Annotated in this window: 23 protein-coding genes; 7 read left to right on the forward strand and 16 right to left on the reverse strand. The window is 68.7% G+C overall.

Translation table 11 applies throughout. The features are described 5' to 3' along the window. Positions 1 to 66: 66 nt before the first annotated feature. Positions 67 to 1,029 carry a tRNA (adenosine(37)-N6)-dimethylallyltransferase MiaA gene (miaA, locus tag ACWDUA_RS03565; RefSeq protein ID WP_449749605.1) on the reverse strand — a complete coding sequence of 321 codons (963 nt, stop codon included), beginning with the start codon at positions 1,027 to 1,029 and terminating at the stop codon, positions 67 to 69. Further along, positions 1,017 to 1,823 (reverse strand): hypothetical protein, encoded by an 807-nt coding sequence (locus ACWDUA_RS03570; protein WP_449749606.1) that lies wholly within the window; start codon positions 1,821 to 1,823, stop codon positions 1,017 to 1,019. Before ACWDUA_RS03570 ends, miaA begins: the two co-directional genes overlap by 13 nt. 253 nt (positions 1,824 to 2,076) lie before the next feature. On the opposite strand from ACWDUA_RS03570, the gene ACWDUA_RS03575 reads away from it, so the two are divergent. Next, on the forward strand, positions 2,077 to 3,471 hold the full coding sequence (locus ACWDUA_RS03575; RefSeq protein WP_449749607.1) for a DUF349 domain-containing protein: 1,395 nt from the start codon (positions 2,077 to 2,079) through the stop codon (positions 3,469 to 3,471). A gap of 542 nt (positions 3,472 to 4,013) precedes the next feature. On the opposite strand, the gene ACWDUA_RS03580 is transcribed toward ACWDUA_RS03575, so the two are convergent. Next, complete coding sequence (locus ACWDUA_RS03580) at positions 4,014 to 4,676, reverse strand: Rv2732c family membrane protein (protein WP_449749608.1); 663 nt, start codon at positions 4,674 to 4,676, stop codon at positions 4,014 to 4,016. Next, a complete protein-coding gene (miaB, locus tag ACWDUA_RS03585) occupies positions 4,673 to 6,256 on the reverse strand; it encodes a tRNA (N6-isopentenyl adenosine(37)-C2)-methylthiotransferase MiaB (protein WP_449749609.1) in 1,584 nt (527 codons plus the stop codon). The genes ACWDUA_RS03580 and miaB overlap by 4 nt, the downstream gene beginning before the upstream one ends. A gap of 190 nt (positions 6,257 to 6,446) precedes the next feature. Here miaB and ACWDUA_RS03590 point away from each other — a divergent pair, with 190 nt between their 5' ends. The 4 genes from ACWDUA_RS03590 to ACWDUA_RS03605 are packed head-to-tail and all read left to right on the forward strand — an operon-like array spanning position 6,447 to position 9,782. After that, the gene (locus ACWDUA_RS03590) at positions 6,447 to 7,175 is read left to right on the forward strand and encodes an amino acid ABC transporter ATP-binding protein (protein ID WP_449749717.1); all 729 of its coding nucleotides are present in this window, start codon (positions 6,447 to 6,449) and stop codon (positions 7,173 to 7,175) included. Position 7,176: 1 nt separating this feature from the next. Continuing rightward, positions 7,177 to 8,196, forward strand: coding sequence for a glutamate ABC transporter substrate-binding protein (locus tag ACWDUA_RS03595; protein WP_449749610.1), 1,020 nt, complete (start codon positions 7,177 to 7,179; stop codon positions 8,194 to 8,196). A gap of 18 nt (positions 8,197 to 8,214) precedes the next feature. Next, entirely contained in the window at positions 8,215 to 8,898 is a 684-nt protein-coding gene (locus ACWDUA_RS03600) for an amino acid ABC transporter permease (protein ID WP_449749611.1), read from the forward strand. Beyond that, complete coding sequence (locus tag ACWDUA_RS03605) at positions 8,895 to 9,782, forward strand: amino acid ABC transporter permease (RefSeq protein ID WP_449749612.1); 888 nt, start codon at positions 8,895 to 8,897, stop codon at positions 9,780 to 9,782. Before ACWDUA_RS03600 ends, ACWDUA_RS03605 begins: the two co-directional genes overlap by 4 nt. 89 nt (positions 9,783 to 9,871) lie before the next feature. Here the strand turns inward: ACWDUA_RS03605 and ACWDUA_RS03610 are convergent, their stop codons facing one another. From ACWDUA_RS03610 to pgsA, 7 genes are all read right to left on the reverse strand, one after another. Beyond that, positions 9,872 to 10,405: a regulatory protein RecX gene (locus ACWDUA_RS03610; protein WP_449749718.1), complete on the reverse strand. Its 534-nt coding sequence runs from the start codon at positions 10,403 to 10,405 to the stop codon at positions 9,872 to 9,874. 11 nt (positions 10,406 to 10,416) lie between these two features. Then, entirely contained in the window at positions 10,417 to 11,460 is a 1,044-nt protein-coding gene (recA, locus tag ACWDUA_RS03615) for a recombinase RecA (protein ID WP_449749613.1), read from the reverse strand. Positions 11,461 to 11,796: 336 nt separating this feature from the next. Next, complete coding sequence (locus ACWDUA_RS03620; protein WP_449749614.1) at positions 11,797 to 11,991, reverse strand: DUF3046 domain-containing protein; 195 nt, start codon at positions 11,989 to 11,991, stop codon at positions 11,797 to 11,799. A 2-nt stretch (positions 11,992 to 11,993) separates the two neighbouring features. After that, a complete protein-coding gene (locus tag ACWDUA_RS03625; RefSeq protein WP_449749719.1) occupies positions 11,994 to 13,208 on the reverse strand; it encodes a glycosyltransferase in 1,215 nt (404 codons plus the stop codon). After that, entirely contained in the window at positions 13,205 to 14,023 is an 819-nt protein-coding gene (pspA, locus tag ACWDUA_RS03630) for a phage shock protein PspA (RefSeq protein WP_449749615.1), read from the reverse strand. The genes ACWDUA_RS03625 and pspA overlap by 4 nt, the downstream gene beginning before the upstream one ends. Before the next feature lie 179 nt (positions 14,024 to 14,202). Next, positions 14,203 to 14,586: a helix-turn-helix domain-containing protein gene (locus ACWDUA_RS03635; RefSeq protein WP_449749616.1), complete on the reverse strand. Its 384-nt coding sequence runs from the start codon at positions 14,584 to 14,586 to the stop codon at positions 14,203 to 14,205. A 227-nt stretch (positions 14,587 to 14,813) separates the two neighbouring features. After that, positions 14,814 to 15,467: a CDP-diacylglycerol--glycerol-3-phosphate 3-phosphatidyltransferase gene (gene pgsA, locus ACWDUA_RS03640; protein WP_449749617.1), complete on the reverse strand. Its 654-nt coding sequence runs from the start codon at positions 15,465 to 15,467 to the stop codon at positions 14,814 to 14,816. Between the two features lie 183 nt (positions 15,468 to 15,650). Between pgsA and ACWDUA_RS03645 the strand changes: the two genes are divergently transcribed. Beyond that, a complete protein-coding gene (locus tag ACWDUA_RS03645) occupies positions 15,651 to 16,241 on the forward strand; it encodes an amino-acid N-acetyltransferase (protein WP_449749618.1) in 591 nt (196 codons plus the stop codon). Between the two features lie 147 nt (positions 16,242 to 16,388). Next, entirely contained in the window at positions 16,389 to 16,679 is a 291-nt protein-coding gene (locus tag ACWDUA_RS03650) for a YciI family protein (RefSeq protein WP_449749619.1), read from the forward strand. On the opposite strand, the gene ACWDUA_RS03655 is transcribed toward ACWDUA_RS03650, so the two are convergent. From ACWDUA_RS03655 to dapA, 5 genes are all read right to left on the reverse strand, one after another. After that, entirely contained in the window at positions 16,655 to 17,695 is a 1,041-nt protein-coding gene (locus ACWDUA_RS03655) for a TerC family protein (RefSeq protein WP_449749620.1), read from the reverse strand. The genes ACWDUA_RS03650 and ACWDUA_RS03655 overlap by 25 nt on opposite strands. 271 nt (positions 17,696 to 17,966) lie before the next feature. Beyond that, positions 17,967 to 21,230 (reverse strand): DNA translocase FtsK 4TM domain-containing protein, encoded by a 3,264-nt coding sequence (locus ACWDUA_RS03660; protein WP_449749621.1) that lies wholly within the window; start codon positions 21,228 to 21,230, stop codon positions 17,967 to 17,969. A 120-nt stretch (positions 21,231 to 21,350) separates the two neighbouring features. Beyond that, on the reverse strand, positions 21,351 to 21,986 hold the full coding sequence (locus ACWDUA_RS03665) for a TIGR03085 family metal-binding protein (RefSeq protein ID WP_449749622.1): 636 nt from the start codon (positions 21,984 to 21,986) through the stop codon (positions 21,351 to 21,353). Positions 21,987 to 22,078: 92 nt separating this feature from the next. Continuing rightward, positions 22,079 to 24,133, reverse strand: coding sequence for a ribonuclease J (locus ACWDUA_RS03670; protein ID WP_449749623.1), 2,055 nt, complete (start codon positions 24,131 to 24,133; stop codon positions 22,079 to 22,081). After that, on the reverse strand, positions 24,130 to 25,032 hold the full coding sequence (gene dapA / locus ACWDUA_RS03675; protein ID WP_449749624.1) for a 4-hydroxy-tetrahydrodipicolinate synthase: 903 nt from the start codon (positions 25,030 to 25,032) through the stop codon (positions 24,130 to 24,132). Before dapA ends, ACWDUA_RS03670 begins: the two co-directional genes overlap by 4 nt. Positions 25,033 to 25,099 lie beyond the last annotated feature (67 nt).

Raw genomic sequence — 25,099 nt, forward strand, 5'->3', positions numbered from 1 at the left:
AGCGAGCCCAGGACATTCGGCCGCGCGGCCGCCCCGCCCCTCACCCCCTCGGATCGACCGGGAGGGTCAGACCGACGATGGCCCGGCGGCGGTCACCCCGGGCGGATCGTCGAGTGCGGTCAGGGCACGCGAGGTCAGGTCGTCGGCGGCGGCATCGAGCCAGAGCAGCCGATGGTCACGACGGAACCAGCGCCGCTGGCGGCGGACATAGCGGCGTGTGCCGATGAAGGTGAGTTCCTCGGCGTGTGCGAGGTCGTAGTCGCCGTCGAGTGCGGCGAGGACCTGGGCGTAGCCGATCGCACGGCGGGCCGTCACGCCGTCGCGCAGACCGATCTCGGCGAGCGCGGCGACCTCGTCGACCAGCCCGCCGGCGAACATCGCCCGGGTCCGCAGCGCGATCCGCTCGTCCAGTTCCCCGGTCTCCCGGTCGAGTGCGAGAATCCTTGTGCCCCAGCGCGGTTCACCGATGACCGGCGCGGATGCCGCAAACGGCCGCCCGGTGAGCTCCACCACCTCGAGGGCGCGCACGATCCGTCGACCGTCGGTGTCGAGGATCGCCGCGGCCGCGGCCGGGTCGACCTCGGCGAGCCGGCGATGCAGGGCACCCACCCCGATCTCGGCGAGCAGCTCTTCGTAGCGGGCGCGGACCCCCGGGTCGGTGGCCGGGAACCGCCAGTCGTCGAGAAGTCCCTGGATGTAGAGCATGGACCCACCCACGATCACCGGTGTCCGGCCGGCCGCGCGCAGCCGCTCGATGTCGGCGGTGGCCGCGACCTGGTACTGCGCGACGGTCGCCGTCTCGGCGACATCGAGGACGTCGATCTGATGATGCGGGATGCCACGCCGCTCCTCCGGCGGGAGCTTCGCGGTACCGATGTCCATCCCGCGATACTGCTGCATCGCGTCGATGTTGACGATCTCCCCGCCGAGCGCCTCCGCGAGGTCGAGCGCGAGGTCGGATTTGCCGACTGCGGTAGGACCGACGACGGCCACCGGCACCGGCCCGACGACCGGGGTCACGGCGTCCACGTGGCAACCATGTAGCCGACCCCGAACGGCGCGTCGGCGTAGTGGACGTCGGAACGCAGCGGGCGGTCACCGACGAGCGCCGCGGCGACCTGCCACGCGGGCCGGCCACCGACACCCACGGCGCGGCAGTCCACATCGGCCAGGCGGGCGAGCGCCCCACGATCCGCAGAACCGAGTGCTCCGTCGATGTCCTGTTGCAGCGCAACGGCTTCGGCCCGCAAACCCCCGCCCGGCGCCTTGGCCGACAGCGCGGTGGCGCCGTCACCGACCACGAGCACCCCCACCGGGGCCGGGTCGGAATCGATACAGGACGCGAGTGCGGCCCCGATGTCGGCGCAGTGTGCGGGGTCGGCGGCCGGCGCGACGATCACCGGCCGGATCGACTCGACGCCCATCTGCTCGCGCAACCAGCCGGCGATCAGCATGGACAGCGGCAGCCGGGGGTCGAGGGGGCCGGTGGCGGTCGCCGGACCCCGGATGGTCAGGCGCACCGGCAGGTCCACCCCGAATCGCGCGAACGTCCCGGTGACGGGATGACCCGTATCGGCACGTCCCCGATCCGCGCAGTCGGATTCCGATGGTCCGAGATCCCCGTGATCGGCATCCGCACGGCCGGCGCCGTCGGGGCCCTGGTCGGCCGCGCCGACAGCGATCCACGACGACACGCCCGGGGTCGCAGCGGACACCGCGGCCAGCACGGCATCACGGACCGGGGCTGTGTCAACGGCCTCCGGACCGGCCAGTTCGGGGACCAGTAGCGGCGCGCTGGGGACGAAGACCACGGACGCAAGCACGTCAACGACGCTAGTCGACCGGGTCGCGCGATCCGTCGGCAGCGTCCGCCGGCGGAGCCGTCCAACCCCCCGGCCACCGCCGAGCACACCTCCGAAGACCCGCCGGAGAGGGGACATTGCCCGGCTGTGGCCCCATGAGTGCCGCTGGGCTGCTTGAATGGGAAAGATCCCGGCGCACATCGGTGCGGGCCGGGACGCGACAGTGACCGGCAGCCGTGACGCGCGGCAACCACGATGCGGGAGGGCACCTGCGATGACCGGAGAACAGAACACCGCCGGCTCGGACGCCGAGAACACAGCGGCACCGGCGGCCACGTCGGAATCCGGGGCCTCCCCGGCACCGCGTCCGGGACCGAAGCCGGGACCCAAACCGGGTCCGCGACCGCGGCCGGCGCCGGCCGGCCCGGTCACCCCGATCCCGGTGCAGGCCACCGATCCGCATCGTCATGGCCGGATCGACGACGACGGCGTGGTCTGGCTGACCACATCGGCCGGTGAGCGCCGGATCGGTGAATGGCAGGCCGGCTCCCGCGAGGACGGACTGACGCATTTCGCGCGGCGATTCGACGATCTGGCCACCGAGGTCGAGATCCTCGAGGAACGCCTCGCGGCGCGTTCCGGTGATCCGAAGAAGTCCCAGGTCGCTGCGAAGCATCTCCTCGAGTCACTGCCCGACGCCGCCGTCATCGGCGACGTCGACGCACTCGAGAAGCGGTTGTCGAAGATCGTCGGCGCGGCAGACGAGGTGGCCGACACGCTCAAGGCCGAGAAGGAACAGGCCCGGTCATCGGCCATCGCCCGCAAGGAGGAGCTGGCCGCCGAGGCCGAGACGATCGGCGCGGAGTCCACCCAGTGGAAGGTCGCCGGCGATCGGCTGCGCGCGATCCTCGACGAGTGGAAGTCGATCAAGGGCATCGACCGCAAGACCGACGACGTGCTCTGGAAGCGGTACGCCAAGGCGCGTGATGCGTTCAACCGCCGCCGCGGCGCGCACTTCGCCGAGCTCGACCGGGTGCGCGCCGGGGCCAAGGCCCGCAAGGAAGAGCTGATCGCCGAGGCCGAGGCACTCTCGGCGTCCACCGACTGGGGTCCGACCGCGGGCAAGTTCCGCGACCTGCTGACCGAGTGGAAGGCCGCCGGCAGGGCACCCCGCGACGCCGACGAGGCCCTATGGCAGCGGTTCAAGGCCGCCCAGGACGTGTTCTTCGCCGCCCGCAATGCCGTCGCCACCGAGCGGGACGCCGAATTCACCGCAAACGGTCAGGCCAAGGCCGAGCTGCTCGACACCGCCGAGAAGTCGATCGGCGCCGCCCCCGATCTGGAGGCCGCACGCCGAGAGTTCCGCGAGTTCCGCGACAAGTGGGACGAGATCGGCAAAGTGCCCCGGGAGCAGATGCACTCCCTCGAGGGTCGCGCACGCACCCTCGAGAAGAAGATCCGCGACGCCGAGGACGCCCAGTGGCAGCGCACCGATCCCGAGGCCCTGGCCCGTGCGGCACAGTTCGCCGATCGTGCCGCCCAGCTCGAGGACCAGGCCCGTAAGGCCGACGAGCGCGGCAAGGGCCGAGAGGCGCAGAAGTTGCGCGAGCAGGCCTCCCAATGGCACGAGTGGGCGCAGGCCGCGCAGAGCGCGATCGCCGACCGCTGACCTGCCCATCCAACGGTGACCGAACCGTCGAGGAGGGCGGCGACAGAAACCTCGCTACCGCGAGGACACCTGCTCAGCACAAACGATGATCGAGCCGCCGAGGAGCGCAGCGACAAGGCGAGTCGACATCCCCGCAAGCCGAGCCCCGAACGCCACCACCCCCCACATGCTCACCACCCGACGCAACCACCAGAGGTTTCGACAGCCGGCCGACCTCGCTTACCACGACGACGCCCAGCTCAACCAGCACAAACGATGATTGAGCCGCCGAGGAGCGCAGCGACAAGGCGAGTCGAAATCCCCGCAAGGCGAGCCCCGAACGCCACCACCCCCGACATGCTCACCACCCGACGCAACCACCAGAGGTTTCGACAGCCGGCCGGCCTCGCTTGCGCGAGGACGCCCTGCTCAACCAGCACAAACGATGATTGAGCCGCCGAGGAGCGCAGCGACAAGGCGAGTCGAAATCCCCGCAAGGCGAGCCCCGAACGCCACCAGCTCCGAGGTGGCCACGAAGACGCTCTCGCCCACCGGACCAGCGCTCAGTTCGTGTCGTCGTCCTTGGCCGCGTCGGCAGCTGCATCGAGACGTTTGTAGAGGCTCAGGGTCGCCGCCTCGCGGGCCGCGTTCTCCTGACGACGCTGCTGTTCGAGGGCCAGGTGGTAGCTGCTGCGCGCCCACACCACCCGCGACCAGTGGAAGGTCAGCACGAACACCGCGATCCATCCCAGGATCAGGCCCACACCGACACCTGACGGCGGTTCCACACCACCCACGCCGGGGGTGTTGCGGGTCCACCACGCCAGCATGCCCGCCACGCATGCGACCGCGCAGCCGCAGAGGGCGATCCACGCGAGAATCCAGCGCCGGGTCAACAGGGCGAGCATCGAGAACCCGATCCCGAAGACCACGAGCAGCCACACGAACACCCGGGAGGTGATCGCGACCCGCTCGGAGATCGCATCCGGAGACATGGTGAGCACGTCCAGGCCGCTGGCCGACCCGGTGTGCGGCAGCACCAGCGACACCATCGCCACCAGCACGGCCACCGCGACCACGATGCCGCGGGCACCGGGGTCGATCTCGCCGGCCACCTTGCGTTCGGCGCGACGCAGATCCTTCTCGTATCCCGCCAGGGCATCGGTCGGGGAAAGATCCGCCCGGCCGTCCGGCTCGCGCCGGTTGGTCTCGTCGCTGTCGCTCACTGTGTCCTCGTTTCCCCGGCGGGCACACCACAGCCCCCGGATTCGCAGCCGCCACCAGCGGAGACGGAAGTGCTCGGGCCGATGCCGGGGATTCCCAGTCCCACACCGACCGGCGGTGTGGTCGGGGTCCGGCTGGCCTCCACGGCGTCGCCGGCGCGAGTGCGCCGATGCGAGCCGATCCCGGAGTCGGCCATCAGATGGTGCGGTGCGGCGTCGGTCACCACGGTGGTGACGATGTCGCCCGGACGGATCGCCGAGGCGAACTCCCCCGGCCGGAAGTGCACCAGACGACCGTCACGGGCCCGTCCGGTCATGCGGTGGGCATCGGCCGACTTGCGGGTGGCGTCGGCGGCTACCAGCAGCTCCACCTCACGGCCGACGATCGCCTGGTTCTCCGACAGACAGATGCTCTCCTGCAGTGCGATCAGTCGCTGGTAACGGTCCCGGACGACATCCGGCGGCACCTGATCGGCCATGGTTGCGGCCGGTGTACCCGGACGCGGCGAGTACTGGAAGGTGAACGCGCTGGCGAAGCGGGCCTGCGCCACCACGTCGAGGGTCTCGGCGAAGTCCTCCTCGGTCTCACCCGGGAAGCCGACGATGATGTCGGTGGTGATCGCGGCGTGCGGCATCGCCGACCGCACCTTCTCGAGGATGCCGAGGAACTTGGTTCGACGGTAGCTGCGACGCATGGCGCGCAGGACGCGGTCGGAGCCGGACTGCAGCGGCATGTGCAGCTGGGGGCACACATTCGGGGTCTGGGCCATCGCCTCGATCACGTCATCGGTGAACTCCGCGGGATGCGGCGAGGTGAATCGCACACGCTCGAGCCCGTCGATGTCGCCGCAGGCGCGCAACAACTCGGCAAAGGCACCGCGGTTGCGGGGCTGCTCCGGGTCGGCGAAGGACATGCCGTAGGCGTTGACGTTCTGGCCGAGCAGGGTCACCTCGAGCACACCGGCCTCGACGAGCGCCTGGACCTCGGCGAGGACGTCTCCCGGGCGGCGGTCGACCTCTTTGCCGCGCAGCGACGGCACGATGCAGAACGTGCAGGTGTTGTTGCAGCCCACCGACACCGACACCCAGCCGGAGTAGGCGGAATCACGCTTGGCGGGCAGCGTCGACGGGAACGCCTCGAGGGCGTCGCGGATCTCGACCTGCGCAGCCTCGTTGTGGCGGGCGCGGTCGAGCAGGGCCGGGAGCGACCCGATGTTGTGCGTGCCGAACACCACGTCCACCCACGGGGCGCGGCGTAGAACGACGTCCTTGTCCTTCTGGGCCAGGCATCCGCCGACGGCGATCTGCATGCCGGGGCGGCGCTGCTTGACCGGTGCGAGGTGCGAGAGATTGCCGTACAGCTTGTTGTCGGCGTTCTCGCGGATGGCGCAGGTGTTGAACACGACCAGATCCGCGTCGTCATCGGCGTCGGCCCGCACGTACCCGGCGTCTTCGAGGAGACCCGCGATGCGCTCGGAATCGTGCACGTTCATCTGGCAGCCGTAGGTGCGGACCTGATAGCGGCGCACCGAGCCGGTGCGCTCGTCGGCGCCGACCGCCGGCTCGGACAGAGAGATGCTCACATCGATCCAGGGTACGTGGCGCACGCAAATCGCCTCGTCGGGTGACCGCGTGCGCCGATTCGGTTACATCGGAGAAAAAGTGCGTGTCGTTAACCGACACGCCACCAGGTGTACTCGCTAGGGTCTGCAGAATATGACCGGATCACCGACCCAGGTACCGGAGCCGTCGGCCACTGCCACCGCTCCTCCGATGATCGTGATGAAGGACGTACAAAAGCACTTCGGGGAATTGCATGTCCTCAAGGACATCAACCTCGAGGTTCCCAGGGGCCAGGTCGTCGTCGTCCTCGGCCCGTCCGGTTCGGGGAAGTCGACGCTGTGTCGCACCATCAACCGGCTCGAACCGATCGACTCCGGCGACATCCTGATCGAGGGGAAGTCGCTGCCCGCCGAGGGCAAGGATCTCGCCCGGCTGCGCGCCGACGTCGGGATGGTCTTCCAGTCGTTCAACCTCTTCGCCCACAAGACGATCCTGCAGAACGTGACCCTCGCACCCACCAAGGTGCGCAAACAGTCCAAGTCCGAGGCCAATGCCCGGGCCCTCGAACTTCTCGACCGGGTGGGCATCGCCAGCCAGAAGGACAAGTATCCCGCCCAGCTGTCGGGCGGTCAGCAGCAGCGCGTCGCGATCGCCCGCGCGCTGGCGATGAACCCCAAGATCATGCTGTTCGACGAGCCGACCTCCGCTCTCGACCCGGAAATGGTCACCGAGGTCCTCGACGTCATGGTGTCGCTGGCCAAGGAGGGCATGACGATGCTGGTGGTGACCCACGAGATGGGATTCGCCCGCCAGGCCGCCGATCGCGTGATCTTCATGGCCGACGGCGCCGTGATCGAGGACACCGACCCGGACACGTTCTTCGACCATCCGAAGACCGACCGCGCCAAGGACTTCCTCGGCAAGATCCTGGGCCACTGACATGGGCCGTGAACCGCACAGCACCCGCACCAGAAGCAGGGGCGTCGTCGGTCTGATCGTGGTGGTCGGGGCACTGCTCGCGGCCACACTGACCGCCTGCGGCAACACCGAACCCCGCAACCTGATCGACTCGATCCGCAGTGGCAAGGTCACCCTCGGTACCAAGTACGACCAACCCGGACTCGGTATCCGCAACCCCGACAAGTCCGTGACCGGCTTCGACCCGTCGGTGTCGACGTTCGTGGTGAACCACATCGCCGACGAGCTCGGGGTGGCCCACCCGGAGATCACCTGGCGCGAGACACCGTCGGCGCAGCGCGAGACGCTGATCAACAACGGTGAGGTCGACATGATCGCCGCCACCTACTCGATCAACGCGGCCCGCGCCAAGAAGGTCGACTTCGCCGGACCGTACCTGATCAACTATCAGGGACTGCTCGTCCGCGCCGACGACAACTCGATCACCTCGCTCACCGATCTCGACACCGGCCACAAGAAGCTCTGCTCGGTCACCGGTTCGACCCCCGCGCAGAATGTGAAGGCACAGTTGCCGTCGGTGCAGTTGCAGGAGTACGACTCGTACTCCTCATGCGTGGAGGCGTTGCGCCGCAGCAAGGTCGACGCGATGACCACCGACGAGGTGATCCTCGCCGGCTACGCCAATTTCTACCCGGGTGAATTCAAGATCGTCGGGATGACCTACCCCAAGGACGCCTGCGTCAAGGATGTCCTCAAGACCGCGGGCACCCCGTTCTCCAAGGAGAACTACGGCATCGGCATGGCCAAGCAGTACCCCGACGCGGTGGTCGCGGTGAACAAGGCCCTGCAGGAGATGATCGAGTCCGGAGCCTGGGACAAGGCGCTGCGTGCGGCCATCGGCAACGCCTACGTCGACGAGATGATCGCCCGTGCCGAGCTCGACCCCAAGTACAAGTTCTTCCCCGCCCCGAGCGTCGAGACGGTCGAGGGCATCACCAATCCGACCACGACTCCCACGCCGTGCCCGGCGGACCTGAGCTGAATCGAGGGGTGAACACAGATGAGTGAACTCTGGTCCGACATGGGGCCACAGCTGTGGCCCGCATTCTGGGTGACCATCCAACTGACCTTCTGGTCGGCGATCGGCGCGCTGATCTTGGGCGTGGTGCTCGCCGCCATGCGGGTGTCGCCGGTGCCGGTGATGCGCTGGTTCGGTGCGACCTATGTCAACATCGTCCGCAACACCCCGCTGACCCTGATCGTGTTGTTCTGTTCGATCGGCCTCTACCAGAACCTCGGTCTCGCACTGGCCCCCGACAACGAGAACTTCATCAAGAACAACAACTTCTGGCTGGCGGTCACCGGCTTCATCCTCTACACCGCGACCTTCGTGTGCGAGACACTACGGTCCGGGTTCAACACCGTCCCGATGGGGCAGGCGGAGGCGGCCCGGTCGCTCGGTCTGCCGTTCACCCAGGTGTTCGGCATCATCGTGCTCCCGCAGGCCATGCGGGCGGTGATCGGTCCGCTCGGCAGTGTGCTGATCGCGCTGACCAAGAACACCACGATCGCCTCGGTCATCGGAGTGAGTGAGGCGTCGCTGCTGATGAAGGAGGAGATCGAGACGTACTCCGATCAGATCGTCGCGATCTTCATCATCATCGCGGTCGGATTCATGATCATCACCCTTCTCGAGGGAGCCGTCTTCGGCTACCTCGCCAAGCGACTGGCGGTGAAGCGATGAGTGGTGCAACAGTCCTCTACGACGCGCCCGGGCCGAAGGCCAGGATCCGCAATGCGATCATCGCGGTGGTGTTCGTCGCGATCATCATCGCAGTGGTGGCTTATGTGCTGGTGGTGCTGGCCGGCAACGACCAGCTCACCTCGGACAAGTGGAATCCGTTCATCATCGGAACCACATGGACCACCTACATCCTGCCCGGCCTGTGGGGCACGTTGAAGGCGGCATTGCTGTCGATCGTGCTCGCGATGATCCTCGGCTCGGTCCTCGGGATCGGCCGGTTGTCCGATCACGCGTGGGTGCGGGCCCTCGCCGGTGTGTTCGTCGAGGTGTTCCGTGCCATCCCGGTACTGATCCTGATGATCTTCGCCTACTACCTGTTCGCCGACTACGCGGTGTTCCCGTCATCGCAGCTGGCATTCGCAGCGGTGGTCACCGGCCTGACGCTCTACAACGGGTCGGTGATGGCCGAGATCCTGCGCTCGGGCATCCAGTCCCTGCCGAAGGGGCAGTCCGAGGCATCGATGGCGCTGGGCCTGCGCAAGTCGCAGATGATGCGGATCATCCTGCTCCCCCAGGCGATCACCGCGATGCTCCCGGCACTCATCTCGCAGATGGTGATCGCTCTCAAGGACTCCGCCCTCGGCTACGCCATCGGGTACGTCGAGGTGGTCCGGTCGGGTATCCAGTCGGCGTCGTACTACGGCAACTACCTGCCCGCGCTGATCGTCGTCGCGATCGTGATGATCGTGATCAACTTCGGTCTGTCGTCGCTGGCCACCTTCGTCGAGAAGACCCTGCGGCAAGGTCGTCGGAGGACGGCCGCCGCCGACCCCGAGGAGGCCGACATCGCGGCCTCGGAGAACCTGCCGACCTTCGGGAAGTAGGCGGTCACACCGCAACCCGGACACCGACAGCGCTCGCCGGCCACGCAGTGGTCGGCGAGCGCTGTGCGTCGGTGATCAGTGGTCGGTGATCACTGGTCGACGAGCGCTTCGTGGAGCGCCTCACCGACCACATCGAGGGCCATCGACTGTGGGTAGCCGCGCCGGACGAGCATCCCGGCGAGTCGGCGGCGCTGTTTGTCCCGCGCCCCGCGGTCGGCGAGTGCTTCGTCGATCACCCGCGGCGTGAGTTTGCGGTCCACCAACCGACGGGCGACGGACCGCTCGTCGGCCGGGTCGATGTCGGACAACGCCGACTCGATGGTGGATGCATCGACGCCCTTCGCCTTGAGCTCGTGCCGTAGCGCCACCCGGCCGCGGCCGGAGTTCGCGCCGCGGGAACGCACCCATTCGGTGGCGAAGTCCTCGTCGTCGAGGAGGCCGGCCTTGTCCAGGCGGCCCATCACGTCGTCGACGGTGTCGGCGTCGAATCCCCGGCGCGTGAGGCGTTCCCGCATCTCGTTACGGGAACGAGCCCGCACCCCGAGCAGTCGCAGCGCCGCATCCCAGGCGCTGGGTTGCTTGCGTCCGTCGGTGTCCGGGCTCGTCGTGTCGTGCGGGTCGATGACGGTTCCGATCAGAACTCGACCGGAGCCGGGGCGACGTCGTCGGCGTCGACGGTGGCGCCGATGCCGAGCTTCTCCTTGATCTTCTTCTCGATCTCGTCGCGGACGTCGGTGTTCTCCCGCAGGTACTTGCGGGCGTTCTCCTTGCCCTGTCCGAGCTGATCGCCCTCGTAGGTGAACCACGAGCCGGACTTGCGGACGAAGCCCTCGGCCACGCCCATGTCGATCAGCGACCCCTCCTTGCTGATGCCCTGGCCGTAGAGGATGTCGAACTCGGCCTGCTTGAACGGCGGGGCGACCTTGTTCTTGACGACCTTGACGCGGGTGCGGTTGCCGACCGCGTCGGTGCCGTCCTTGAGGGTCTCGATCCGGCGGACGTCCAGACGCACCGACGAGTAGAACTTCAGGGCCTTACCACCGGTCGTGGTCTCGGGTGAACCGAACATCACGCCGATCTTCTCGCGCAGCTGGTTGATGAAGATGGCGGTGGTCTTGGAGTTGCTCAGCGCCGAGGTCATCTTCCGCAGCGCCTGGCTCATCAGGCGGGCCTGCAGACCGACGTGCGAGTCGCCCATCTCACCCTCGATCTCGGCCTTGGGCACGAGCGCCGCCACCGAGTCGATGACCAGGATGTCGAGGGCTCCGGAACGGATCAGCATGTCGGCGATCTCCAACGCCTGCTCACCGGTGTCCGGCTGCGACACCAGCAGGGCGTCGGTGTCGACGCCGAGACGTGCGGCGTAGTCGGGGTCGAGGGCGTGCTCTGCGTCGATGAACGCCGCGATACCGCCCTGGGCCTGGGCGTTGGCGACCGCATGCAGGGCGACGGTGGTCTTACCCGACGATTCCGGGCCGTAGATCTCGACGACACGGCCGCGGGGCAGTCCGCCGATGCCGAGTGCGACGTCCAGGGCGATGGAGCCGGTGGGAATCACCTCGATCGGCTGGCGCGTCTCCTCACCGAGTCGCATCACCGATCCCTTGCCGAAGCTCTTGTCGATCTGGGCCAGGGCCAGATCGAGTGCCTTCTCACGATCCTGGGGTGCTGCTGCCATGGTCTCTCCTCGAGTCGTCCGCCGGGGCTTCCGGGGGGTGTTCATACGTATCCGTTCTGCGGGTTGCCGTTGCCATCGCGTACGCGACTGCCGATGTCGCAACGCACGCTACGCAACGGGTCCGACAATTTCATTTGACGCACGGACACCCGCCACGGTTCCGCCTTCATCCAGGATGAGGGAACATCTGTTCGATGACAAGTAGGGCGTGCCGCGTGTCGCAGCCGACCCGCACCGTCACAGTGGTCGCCCGTCGTCGATGATCACCTCCGACGGTCGCCCCGGTCGATCACCCGCCCCGGTCGATCACCCGGCCCGGTCACCACAGGGATGAGATCACCACAGGTGGCGGGGGACGTCGAAGTCGCGGCAGATCGCCACCCACACGTCCCGTGGGTCCACTCCGGCCTCGATCGCCTGCGCGCCGGTTCGGCCGCCGAGTTCGGTGAGCACGTGGTCGGTGAGGATCGCATCGGCCGACATCGTGCCGAACTGTTCGGTGACCCGTTCGGTGAACTCGGTCAATCGCATCGTCACAGATCTCCTCGCTGTCCATCCCGGGTGTGCCGCAGGCCGGCCCGGACATACCACCGCGCGATGCGCACCGGATCGGCCACATCGGCGACGCTCGCGGCGACCCGGGCCGCTGCGGCAGCATACGACCGCTCACCGATCACCCGGTTCACCGCCTCGGCCACCGCCTCGACGGTCAGCGGGCGCACCAGCATCCCGCTGCCCTGCCGGGCCACCCGGTTGGCCAGTTCCCACTGATCGCCACCGCCGGGGACGGTGATCACCGGTACCCCGGCGAGCAGTGCCTTGGACAGCATCCCGTGCCCTCCGCCACAGATCACCAGGTCGGCCTCGGCGAGCAACAGGTCCTGTCGGCCCAACCCGGCGACCACTGGCCGGCCGTACCCTTCGAGCATCTCGTCCGAGGGCGGGGTGAGCGACGAGATCACCACGCGCACCACGGGTTCGGTGTTCACGGTCCGTAGTGCCTCGAGTACCACCGACACCATGTCGGGAGCCCCGATCTCGGCCGTCGAGGGCGCCACCATGATCAGCGGGCCGTCCCCCGGCGGCGGCGTGAACGCCTCGGTGGTGGGCTCCCACAGCAGCGGTCCGATCAGATGTGCCGACTCCGGCCAGTCGGGTCGTGGCACCTCCAACCCGGGCAGTGTCGCGACCATCCGCGGCACCGGTGCCGCCGGCGTCGCCGACAATCCGATCGAGGTGCGCGCCCGTGCCCGCTGACGGTCACCGGCGCGCACCGAGACGTTCGACGCCGCCCGCAACAGCCCGTCGCGCACCCGGCCCCGGACGCCGGTCCCGGCGGCCATCCCGGTGCCGATCGGCGGGAGCCCGCGCGAGGGCAGGTACAGCGGATGCGGCGACAGCTCGATGGCCGGGATCCCGGCGAGTTCGGCGGCCCACAGCCCGGCCACGGTGATCACGTCGGAGATCACGAGGTCGACGCCGCGGGTCGCGAGGACCGGTGCGAGATGAACCGCCATCCGGGCTGCCCGCACACTCAATTTGGCGCCGGCATCCTCGTCGTCATCGTCGACGGTCGCCGGCAACCCCGGGAGTTCGGCGACCTCCACACCGCGGGCCGCGGCCACGTCGTACCACTGCAGCCCGGTGTAGACGACCGCCGAGATGTCTTGTGCCGCAAACAGTTCCGCGAGCGCGAAGGCGGGAAAGGCGTGGCCGGCGTCGGGGCCGGCAACAATCGCGACCTTCAGCTGCCGGCCTGCGGGGGCTCGGTGGTGGGCTTGGTCAGACCCGGTCCGGCGGGCTGCGCGTTGGGGGTTGCGGCGCCACCGGCGGGCAGCGACCCCCCGGACATACTCGCGCGGATCTGCTCCAGACGTGCATGACCGGCCATCTGGACCCCGGCCTGCTCCACCTCGGCCATCCGGCCCTGCACCGAGTTCTTGGCCAGCTCGGCCGAGCCCAGTGCATTGGCATAGCGACGTTCGATCTTCTCACGCACCTGGTCGAGGCTCGGGGTGTTGCCCGGCACCGACAGCTCGCTCATCTGGTTCAGCGAGGCCGAGACCTGCTCCTGCATCTTGGCCTGCTCGAGTTGGCTGAGCAGCTTGGAGCGCTCGGCGAGCTTCTGCTGCAGCATCATCGCGTTGCGCTCGACGGCCTGCTTGGCCTGCTGCGCGGCCTGCAGCGACTGATCGTGCAGCGATTTGAGATCCTCGACGCTCTGCTCGGCGGTCACCAGCTGCGCGGCGAAGGCCTCGGCGGCGTTGGTGTACTCCCCCGCTTTCTGGACGTCACCGGCCGCGGCGGCCTGATCGGCGAGGGTCAGCGCCTGGCGGGTGTTGGCCTGCAACCGCTCCACCTCTTCGAGCTGACGGTTGAGCTTCATCTCCAGCTGACGCTGATTGCCGATCACCGAGGCCGCCTGCTGCGACAGCGCCTGGTGCTGACGCTGGGCATCCTCGATGGCCTGCTGGATCTGGATCTTCGGGTCCGCGTTCTCGTCGATCTTCGCGTTGCCGAGTGCCATCAGGTAGCGCCACATCTTCACGAACGGGTTCGCCATGCTTCTCGTCCACTCCATTCCGGGTTTCACGACCACCGTGCGGCGACAGGATTCGCGCAGCACCGGATCGGGGTCTGAGGGGTTCGCAGCTCTGGGTCTCGTAGCCTCGCACACCAATCTAGCGTCTCGGGACGTACCCGCGGTGCCGACCGGCATTCAGTCGATCGAGTGGCGCACCCTCAGGCCGCGGCGAGCGTGGCGGTGCGGTGATGGACCTCGGGTGCGGCGATGACGACCTTCGAGGCGATCGCCGCGTCGGACTCGACCCCGGCCGCCACGACGGCGGCATCGCGCTCCACACCGACCCTGTCCGCACCCACTGCGACGGGTTCGGGCCGCATGGCGGCGCCCACCTCGAGCAGCAGATCGGCGATCTCGACGTCGAGGGCATCACAGATGGAGGCGAGCAGTTCGCTCGACGCCTCCTTCTGGCCGCGTTCGACCTCGGACAGATATCCCAGGCTCACCCGGGCATCGGTGGACACCTCACGCAACGTTCGGCCCTGCTGGGTCCGAACCCGGCGCAGGCTGTCGCCGAGCGCCTCTCGCAAGAGCATCGCCATCGGGTCTCCTCTCGTAATCCCGGCCCGCCAACCCAATCACGGGCGACCGGCCATGGATGCAACGTCCGGGAGCACTCTCGCGTTCCCGGTGCGTCACGTTCCCGGCTCCACCGTGCCGTCGTCACCCTGCCGGTGATCGTCGCGCGGTGTGGACGACAGTAGTCGAAGATGTCGGTGGTCGCCGCACGGTATCGGGCGCGTCGCGGGCGGATCGGTCCGATGTTCGCTCAGGGCGCAGTGCCGACACGGGCACCGGCGCGCAACCGGATCGCCTGCCAGACGTAGTCGAGGCCGGTCGCCATGGTGATCACGACCGCCACCCACATGATCACCATCGCACTGGTGTGCCAGAACCCGCTGAGCGGTAACAGCAGCAGGCCGATACCGATCGCCTGCAGCAACGTCTTGAGCTTGCCGCCGCGACTGGCCGGGATGACACCGTGCCGCAGGACCCAGAACCGCAGTGCGGTCACACCGAGTTCGCGGACCAGGATGATCGCGGTGACCCACCACGTCAGTTCTCCGAGGATCGACAGGCTGACCAGCGCCGCACCGATCAACGCCTTGTCGGCGATCGGGTCGGCCATCTTGCCGAAATCGGTGACCAGGCCACGTCCACGGGCCAGCCGGCCGTCGATGTGATCGGTCACCGCGGCGACCCCGAACACGAGGGCCGCGGCCACGCGCCACCAGGTCTCGTGGCCGCCCTGGGCGAACAGCACGACGACGAACACCGGGACCAGGATGATCCGGAACACCGTCAGCGCATTGGCGATGTTGACCACCGGTACCGCGTCGACGGGGTCGGCGATGTGATCGGGCCCACGTCCGACGTCGGCCAGGCCCTGTTCGTGCACCGCCCGGCGCATCCGGTCGGTCATGTGCAGGCACCTCGGTCCGTGGTGGTCGCCACAGACCGCCGCTCATTCGATCGCACGATCACCAGGGTATCGGCCCGTCCACCTGCACCGGTCGGCGGATCCGCGCCGCGCCGGCGGACACGCGGACGACACCGGTCGTACCTTCGGACACGAACGCCTCCCGGTGGAGGCAAGATTGACCGCATGCACAACGATGACGACGTCGATCTCGCACCCTCCGGTGCGCCGGAACCCACCCCGCGGCCCGCGGACACCCGACCCGACGTCGTCGTCCGCCGCGCCCGCACCTCCGACGTCCCCACCATCAAGGCCCTGATCGACCAGTACGCCGGCCGCATCCTGTTGGAGAAGAACCTCGTCACCCTCTACGAGTCGGTTCAGGAGTTCTGGGTGGCCGACGTCGACGGCACCGTGGTCGGCTGCGGCGCCCTCCACGTGCTGTGGAGCGACCTCGGCGAGGTCCGCACGGTGGCCGTCGACTCGAGCTGTTCGGGACGCGGGATCGGGCACCTGCTCGTCGGCCGGCTGATGGACGTGGCGCGCGAGCTGCAACTCGATCGCGTGTTCGTGCTCACCTTCGAGACCGCCTTCTTCGGCCGTCACGGGTTCCGCGAGATCGAGGGAACCCCGGTGACCAAGGAGGTCTACGAGGAGATGTGCCGCTCGTACGACACCGGTGTGGCCGAGTTCCTCGACCTCAGCTACGTCAAGCCCAACACCCTCGGCAACACCCGTATGCTCGCGGATCTGTATGCCGAACCCCGGACCGGGTAGTACCCGGACCCGGCAGTACCCCGAACCCGTGGTACCCGGGCCCCGCGGCGTCCGGACCCGGTGACGGCCGGCTCCGGTGGTACACCCGACAACCCACAACCGTGGACACCCGTCCCCGAGACCGATCCCGACACCCAGGAGTGACACATGGCGACCTTCGCAGTCCACTACAGCTACGGCCCGGCCAAGGCCGCGATCCGCGACCGACTGCGCCCCGACCACCGCCGGTGGCTCGGCGAGGAGAACAAGGCGGGCAACGTGCTGCTGGTGGGCCCGTACACCGACGGCACCGGTGCGCTGCTGCTGGTGCGCGCCGAGGGCGGACTCGACGGCGCCGAGGCCTTCATCGCCAACGATCCGTTCATCGCCGGGGAGGCCGTCGACGCCGTCCGCGTGATCGAGTGGACCCAGGTCTACGGGCCGTTCACCGAATCCTGAGGCCGCGTCGCGTCCGGGGACCCGCCCGGCCCGTCATGGTCGTCGCCGGACCACCGTGACCGCAGCAGGCTCGCGACGGTGGTGATCGCGAGGGTCGCCACGATCACGCCCAGCGACAGCGGAGTGCTGATCTCCGGCACCGCGACATGCTCACCACCGTTGACGAACGGCAGCGTGTTCTCGTGCAGGGCGTGCAGCACCAGCTTGACGCCGATGAACGCGAGGATGAACGACAGTCCCATCGACAGGTATACGAGTCGGTCCAGCAGCCCACCGAGCAGGAAGTACAGCTGCCGCAGACCCATCAGGGCGAAGGCATTGGCGGTGAACACCAGGTACGGCTCGGCGGTCAGACCGTAGATCGCGGGGATCGAGTCCAGCGCGACGAGCACGTCGGTGAAGCCGATGACGATGAGCACCACCAGCATCGGGGTCACCATGCGCTTGCCGTTCACCTTGGTGAACAAGCGGTCGCCGTCGTAGTCGTCGGTGGTGCGGAGGTACTTCTTGAGGAACCGTTCCAGACGCGTCTCGCGCTGTTCCTCGTGATCGACCGGGTCGTCGCTCTCGCGCAGCAGCTTCACCGCGGTCAGGATCAGGAACAGACCGAACAGGTAGAACACCCAGCTGTAGGCGCTGATCGCGGCGGCACCGACGGCGATGAATCCGGCGCGCATGACCAGGGCCATCACGATACCGAGCAGCAGCACCTTCTGTTGATACTCACGGGGCACCGCGAATCTCGCCATGATGATGACGAAGACGAACAGGTTGTCCACCGAGAGGGCCTTCTCGGTGACATAGCCGGCGAAGAACTCACCGCCGTAGGTCGAGCCCCACTTCCACCACACGAAGCCGCCGAAGGCGATCGCGACGGTGATGTAGACCGCCGACCAGAACCCGGATTCCTTCAGGGACGGGGCGTGGGGGACCCGGACGTGGGAGAAGAAGTCGAAGACGAAGAGACCGAGGATCACCAGACAGGTGATGATCCACAGGGTGGGCGAGACATGCATGGGTGCGACCTACCTCCAGCGCGCAGCACAATGGTTGCGATGCCGGAGGTCTCTCCCACCGATGACGACGACTCTCGATCACCGGCCGGCGCCCCGGAGCGGCGGTCACGTCGACGATCTGCGTCGGGTGACCGGCGACCGTACTGACGGGAACGCCGTGAGAAGGGGATACTCCCCTCCAAGATCGTTGCCCAGCCTAACGCATCCGGGCATCCACCGCACAGTCGTGGTGGATGCCCGGATGCGACCGCATTCGATCCGGGCCGGTCGATCAGCCCGCCTCGCCGGCCGGCTCATCGTCCCCGCCGCCGGTGATCGAGGCGATCACACCGGCGAGGTCGTCGGGTTTCACCAGCACCTCGCGGGCCTTGGACCCCTCGCTCGGGCCCACCACGCCACGGGTCTCCATCAGGTCCATCAGACGACCGGCCTTGGCGAAGCCGACACGCAGCTTGCGCTGCAGCATCGATGTCGACCCGAACTGGCTCGACACGACCAGCTCGATGGCCTGCAGCAGGTCGTCGAGATCGTTGCCGATGTCGGAGTCGATGTCCTTCTTGTCGCCGGCCTTGGCAGTGGTGACGCCCTCGGTGTACTCCGGCTCGGCCTGTTCCTTGGTGTAGTCGACGACCCCGGCGATCTCCTCGTCGGTGATGAACGCACCCTGCATGCGGACGGGTTTGTTGGCGCCCATCGGCAGGAACAGCCCGTCGCCCATCCCGATCAGCTTCTCTGCACCGGGCTGATCCAGGATGACGCGCGAGTCGGTCAGCGACGACGTCGCGAACGCCAGCCGCGACGGCACGTTGGTCTTGATCAGGCCGGTCACCACGTCCACCGACGGGCGCTGCGTGGCCAGCACCAGGTGGATACCCGCGGCCCGCGCCTTCTGGGTGATCCGGACGATCGCGTCCTCGACGTCGCGCGGGGCGGTCATCATCAGATCGGCGAGCTCGTCGACGATCGCAACGATGTACGGGTACGGCTTGTAGACGCGTTCGGAGCCGAGTGGGGTGGTGATCTCCCCCGAGCGCACCTTGGCGTTGAAGTCGTCGATGTGCCGCACCCGCGACGCCTTCATGTCCTGATACCGCTGCTCCATCTCCTCGACCAGCCAGGCGAGCGCAGCCGCGGCCTTCTTGGGCTGGGTGATGATCGGGGTGATCAGGTGCGGGATGCCCTCGTACGGGGTCAGCTCCACCATCTTCGGGTCGATCAGGATCATCCGCACCTGATCCGGGGTGGCCCGGGTCAGCAACGAGACCAGCATCGAGTTGACGAAGCTCGACTTACCCGAACCGGTGGAACCGGCGACCAGCAGGTGCGGCATCTTCGCCAGGTTGGCGCTGACGAAGTCGCCCTCGATGTCCTTGCCCAGGCCGATCACCAGGGGATGCGAGTCCTTCCGAGTCGACGGCGCAGTGAGCACATCGGCCAGGCGGACCATCTCACGGTCGGAGTTGGGCACCTCGATACCGACCGCCGACTTGCCCGGGATCGGGGCGAGCAGGCGGACGTTGTCGGTGGCGACGGCGTAGGCGATGTTGCGCTGCAGCGCGGTGATCTTCTCGACCTTGACGCCGGGCCCGAGCTCGACCTCGTAGCGGGTCACCGTCGGTCCACGGGTGTAACCGGTGACCGCGGCGTCGATCTTGAACTGCTCGAGGACGCCGGTGATCCGGTCGATCATGTCGTCATTGGATCGACTGCCCTGCTTGGGTGGCTCACCGTCGATCAGCAGACTGGTGGGCGGCAGCCGGTAATCGCCCTCGGTGGGTTCCACCGCGAACGCCATGGCGTCGTCATCGTCATCGGTGTCGAGCGGGACCGCCGTAACCTTCGATGCCGGAACCTTCGAGGCCGACGCAGCGCTCGCGGCCGCACGGGCCTGTGCTGCCCGGCTCTCGGTGGGCCGGCCCTCGCCTGCACGGGACGCAGTCGGGCGTGTGGGCGCCTCGGGTCGCGAGGCCGCTCGTCGGCCGGCTGCGCGGGATCGGGGTGACGGGACATCGTCGCCGAGCGGTTCGGTGGGCAGGTCGGCCATGGTCGGATCATCGAGGGTCGGATCATCGAGGGTCGGATCATCGAGGGTCGCGTCGGCGTCATACGGATCTGTATCGAACCCGCGTGCCCCGAAGGTGGCCCCCGACTCGTCATCGAGGCGCTCGGTGACCGCCGACGACAGCACCTCACCCGAGGTGGCCGGCCTGCGTGACCGACGCGCACGCCGCGGCGGATCGTCGGCGGCATCCGGCGGGTAGTTGTCGTACGGATCCGACGACCACGAGGGACGGTCGGCGGCCCGGGACGACCAGCGGTCATCGCGATCGTCGGCGTCGTCGGCGTCGGCGTCGGAGTCGTCCCACTCGGCGTCGTCGTCCCAGGGCACGTCGCCGTCCCCGTAACCGTCGTCCCCGTACCCGGCCCGGCCGTCGTCGTCGACGTAGCCCAGTCCCAGGTAGCCGCGTGTGGTGTCGAGCACCTCGCGAACGGTGCGGCCACTGAGGATGAGGGTGCCGAAGGCCATGCACAGCAACAGGATCGGCACCGACACCCAGGCGGTCACCCCGCTGGTGAGCGGCGTACCGACGGCGTAGCCGAGGAAGCCGGCGGCCGACGACCGGCCGGTGAGGTCGGTCGGTGAGCCGCACACGAGGTGGATCAGGCCGAGGAACGGCAGCACGATCAGCAGACCGGCGCCGAAGTAGCGGCCGCGCTGTGCCGGATTCGGTGGGCGGCGCATCAGGATGATCGCGGCGACGCCGAGCGCCACCGGGACCAGCACCGCGGGCCAGCCGATGATCGCGCGGATGAAGGCGTCGATGAACGCACCCACCGGCCCGGCGGCGCCGAACCAGACGCCCGCAGCGATCAGGACGGCGATCGCGAGGACCGCCAGTGCGGTGCCGTCCCGACGATGGGTGTGGCCGTCGTGACCGGCCGGGTGCGTGTCGAGGCCCTCGTCGTCGCCGTCGAGATCGTCGAACAGATCGTCGTCGGACGCTCCTCGGCCATCGGACCGTCCACCGCGGCTCCCGGCGCCACGACCGCCGCCGACGCGGGCCACTCCCCCGACCCCGCGGGCCAGCAGCGACCAGCCGGCACCGACACCCTTGCCGACGCCTCTGCCGACCGCCCCCGCGGCAGCACCGGCCGTGCGACCGCCGGAGCGTCGCGAGATGTCGGCGGATGCGGCGGCACCCGACCGCGACCGGGTCGATCCGGATCTCTGCGACCGTGAGGAGGTCGCCGCGCCGGCCTTTCCGCCGCCGCTGCGGCCATTGCCGGCCTTTCCGCCGCCGCTGCGGCCATTGCCGGACTTGCCGCCCGCCCCTTGGGTACCGGCACTCGACCGGCCACCCCCGGAAGTGGTCCGGACGCGTCCGGCCGAGGCCGAACGGGTCCCGGAACCGGACGAACGCGCACCCGAGCGGGACGACCCCGCGGTGGAACCCCCGCGTGCCGACTCCGCCTTCTTTGCCCCCGTGGCGCGCGATGAAGACGTGCGCGTACCCGTGCTCGCTCTCGAAGCCATGCGGACAGACTAGTCGCCGACCGCCTCGCGAGTCACACAGGCAACACTGGCAACACGGTCATGTGTCGAAGTTGTAACCGTGACGCCCCGATCGGCCCGGAATCCGGCCACTGTCCGGGTTCAGAAGCCGTGCAACGTGCCCCGAACCGCGGCGATCGCATCCGGATCCCCGTCGAAGGTCACCACCGCCGGGGATCGACCGGTCATGAACAGCAGGAGCTCACCTATGCGACCGGTGACGGTCACCTCCGGCCCCGCTCCCCCACCGGCCACCTCGGTGCCGTCGGGGGTACGCAGGTGCACCCGCGCGGGCGCCGAGCGCAACGTCATGCGGGCCATCGACCTCACTTGAGTGGTCAGGGACTTCTCCAACGCCGACGACAACACCCGCGGCTGCCAATCACTGTCGGGGTCGACCCCGCCGCGCAGCACGTCCTCGTGATGAATGAACATCTCGGCCAGGTTGGCCCAGCGGTCCACCAGTTTCATCGGCGAGTACAGCGGCGGACCGTCGGCGATCTGCCCGAGCAGGATGTCGAAGTCGGTGCCCCCGGACACCGACTTCTGGACCCGGTCGGTGTATCCGGCCAGCGGCTTGATCATGATTCCGGGCGCCGCATCGAGGCGGCGCTCCCGCACCACCAGATGCGCGGCGAGATCGCGGGCATCCCACCCCGCGCACAGGGTCGGGGCATCGGGACCGACCTCGCGCAGGGTGGCGACGAGGGCGGCCCGCTCTTCTTGTGCAAGGCTCACGGGTTCGACCCTAGCCGGATCCGACGGCCCCCGACGGGACGGCGACAGCCCGAGGGATGCCACCGGCCCGACGGGAGATGGAGCGTGTCGGCTCAGTCGCCGACGGCGAGGACCGTCGGCACGATCATCGGCCGTCGACGGTAGGTCTCGGCCACCCAGCGACCGACGCCGCGGCGGATCGCCTGCGCGATCCGGTGGGTGTCGGTGACGCCTTCCGATGCCAGGGCGTCGAGCGCCTGATCGACCAGGTCGGCTGCGGCCTTGAGTGCGTCCGGGTCGTCGGAGAAGCCACGCCCGGAGACCTCGGGTGTGCTGACCGTGCGACCGGTGGCCGTGTCGATGGCGACGGTGATCGCGATGAAGCCGCCCTCACCGAGCACGAGCCGCTCGGACAGGGTCGATTCCCCGACGTCACCGACCGACAGGCCGTCGACGTAGACGTGCCCGACCGGGACACGCCCGACGATCTGGGCGATGCCGTCGACCAGATCCACGACGACGCCGTCCTCGGCCAGCATGACGCGGTCGGGGTTGACGCCGGTGGCCTCGGCGAGCGCGGCGTTGGCCCGCAGGTGACGCCACTCGCCGTGCACCGGCATGGCATTGCTCGGGCGGACCGCGTTGTACAGGTACAGCAGCTCGCCGGCCGAGGCGTGACCCGACACGTGCACCTTGGCGCTCTGCTGGGTGATCACGGTGGCGCCGAGCCGCGACAGCCCGTTGACCACCGCGAACACCGAGTTCTCGTTGCCCGGGATCAGCGATGACGCCAGCACGACGAGGTCGTCGGCGCGGATGTTGATCTGCCGATGCTCGCCGCGGGCCATCCGCGACAACGCCGACAGCGGCTCACCCTGCGACCCGGTGGAGATCAGCACCACCCGGTGATCCGGGAGGGTCGCGGCGGTGTCCATGTCCACCACGACACCGTCGGGGACGCTCAGGTAGCCCAGATCCTGGGCGATCTGCATGTTGCGCACCATCGATCTGCCGACGAAGGTGACGCGCCGGTTGTGGGCATGTGCCACGTCGATGATCTGCTGGATGCGGTGCACGTGGCTGGCGAACGACGCCACGATCACGCGCTGCTTGGCCTTGCCGATCACCTGGTCGAGCACGCTGCCGATCTGGCGCTCGGGGGTGACGAAGCCGGGGACCTCGGCATTGGTGGAGTCCACCAGGAACAGGTCCACGCCCTCGTCGCCGAGGCGGCTGAACCCGGCGAGATCGGTCAGCCGGCCGTCGAGGGGCAGCTGGTCGAGCTTGATGTCACCGGTGTGCAGCGCGACGCCGGCCTCGGTGCGGATCGCGACGGCGATCGCATCCGGGATCGAGTGGTTGACCGCGAAGTACTCGCACTCGAACGGGCCGTGATGGGTGGTCTCGCCCTCCCGCACCTGCACCAGCTTGGGACGCTGGCGGTGCTCACGGCACTTCGCCTCGACCAGGGCCAGGGTGAACTTGGAGCCGATCACCGGGATGTCGCCGCGCAGACGCAGCAGGAACGGGATCGCGCCGATGTGGTCCTCGTGACCATGAGTCAAGATCACCGCCTCGACGTCGTCCATCCGGTCCTCGATGTAGCGGAAGTCCGGGAGGATCAGGTCGACGCCGGGCTGTGCGTCCTCGGGGAACAGCACACCGCAGTCGACGATCAGCAGCCGGCCGTCGTACTCGAAGACGGTCATGTTCCGGCCGATCTCGCCGATCCCGCCGAGCGCGACCACCCGCAGCGCACCCTTGGGCAGGCGGCGCGGGGTGCCGAGCCGGTCGACCGGGGCCGGCGCCGACGGCCGGTTGGTGGCCGGGGCATTGCCCCCGCCACGACGACCCGACCCGCCGGGACGGCGGTCATCACGCCGCTCGTGGCGGCCACCCCCACCACGGCGCCGGGGCTGCGATCCCGACCGCTGTGCGGGTGCCGATCCGGCCGATGCCGCAGCAGGTGCTGCGTCTGCGGGAGCCGCGGCAGGTGCCTCGACGGCGGCCTGCTCTGCGACCTTTCGCGGCTCGGGATTCTTCTGCGGCTCGGGATTCTTCTGCGGCACGGGATTCTTCTTCTCCGCGGCGGCCTGCTGCGGCTTTTCGACGACCGGGGCCGGCGGCCCGGCGACCCGGCGGGCGGCGCGACGACGCGGGCCCGTCACAGCAGGCCCGCCGTCCGGAGGTCGGTGATGAGGGCCTCGATCTGCGGACCGTCGGCGGGTACCTGCGGCAATCGCGGGTTGCCCACGTCCATCCCCAGGATGCGCAGCGACTCCTTGACCATGGTGACGCCACCGAGACGTCCCATCGCGTCGACCAGCGGGGCCATCGTCTGGTTGATCTGTCGAGCGGTCTGCAGGTCGCCCTTCTCGACGGCGATCTGCATGTCGCGCATTCGATCGGCGACGAGGTGTCCGATCACGCTCACGAAGCCGGAGGCACCCACCGACAGCCACGGAAGGTTGAGGCCGTCGTCGCCGGAGAGGAACTCGAGGTCGGTGGTCGCGATCAGACGCGCACCGGCGTGCAGGTCACCCTTGGCGTCCTTGACGGCCTTGATGTTCGGGTGCTCGGCCAGTGCCCGCAGGGTGTCGTCGGCGATCGGGACGATCGAGCGCGGCGGGATGTCGTAGAGCAGCACCGGTAGATCGGTGGAGTCGGCAACGGCGCGGAAGTGGGCGAGCAGCCCGGCCTGCGGCGGCCGCGAGTAGTACGGGGTCACCACGAGCAGACCGTGAGCCCCGACCTTCTCGGAGGCCTGGGAGAACCGGATGCTCTCGGCGGTGTCGTAGCTGCCCGCACCCTGGGTGATCCGGGCGCGGTCGCCGACGGCCTCGAGGACGACGCGAAGCAGGTCGAGCTTCTCCGGGACGGTGGTGGTCGGCGACTCACCGGTGGTGCCGGAGACGACCAATCCGTCACAGCCCCTGGCGACCAGATGGTCGGCGAGCTCGGCAGCCTTGTCCAGATCCAACGAACCGTCGGGCCGGAAGGGGGTCACCATGGCCACCACGTTCGTCCCGAAGGGGTGCGACTGGGGCTGCAAGTCGGCTGCGTTCATGGTGCTCAAGGCTACCGTGGGCATGTGACGGCGGGGCAACGGGATCGGGTGTCGCCCACGGCGTGAC

Source organism: Gordonia sp. NPDC003376 (genome assembly GCF_053589235.1).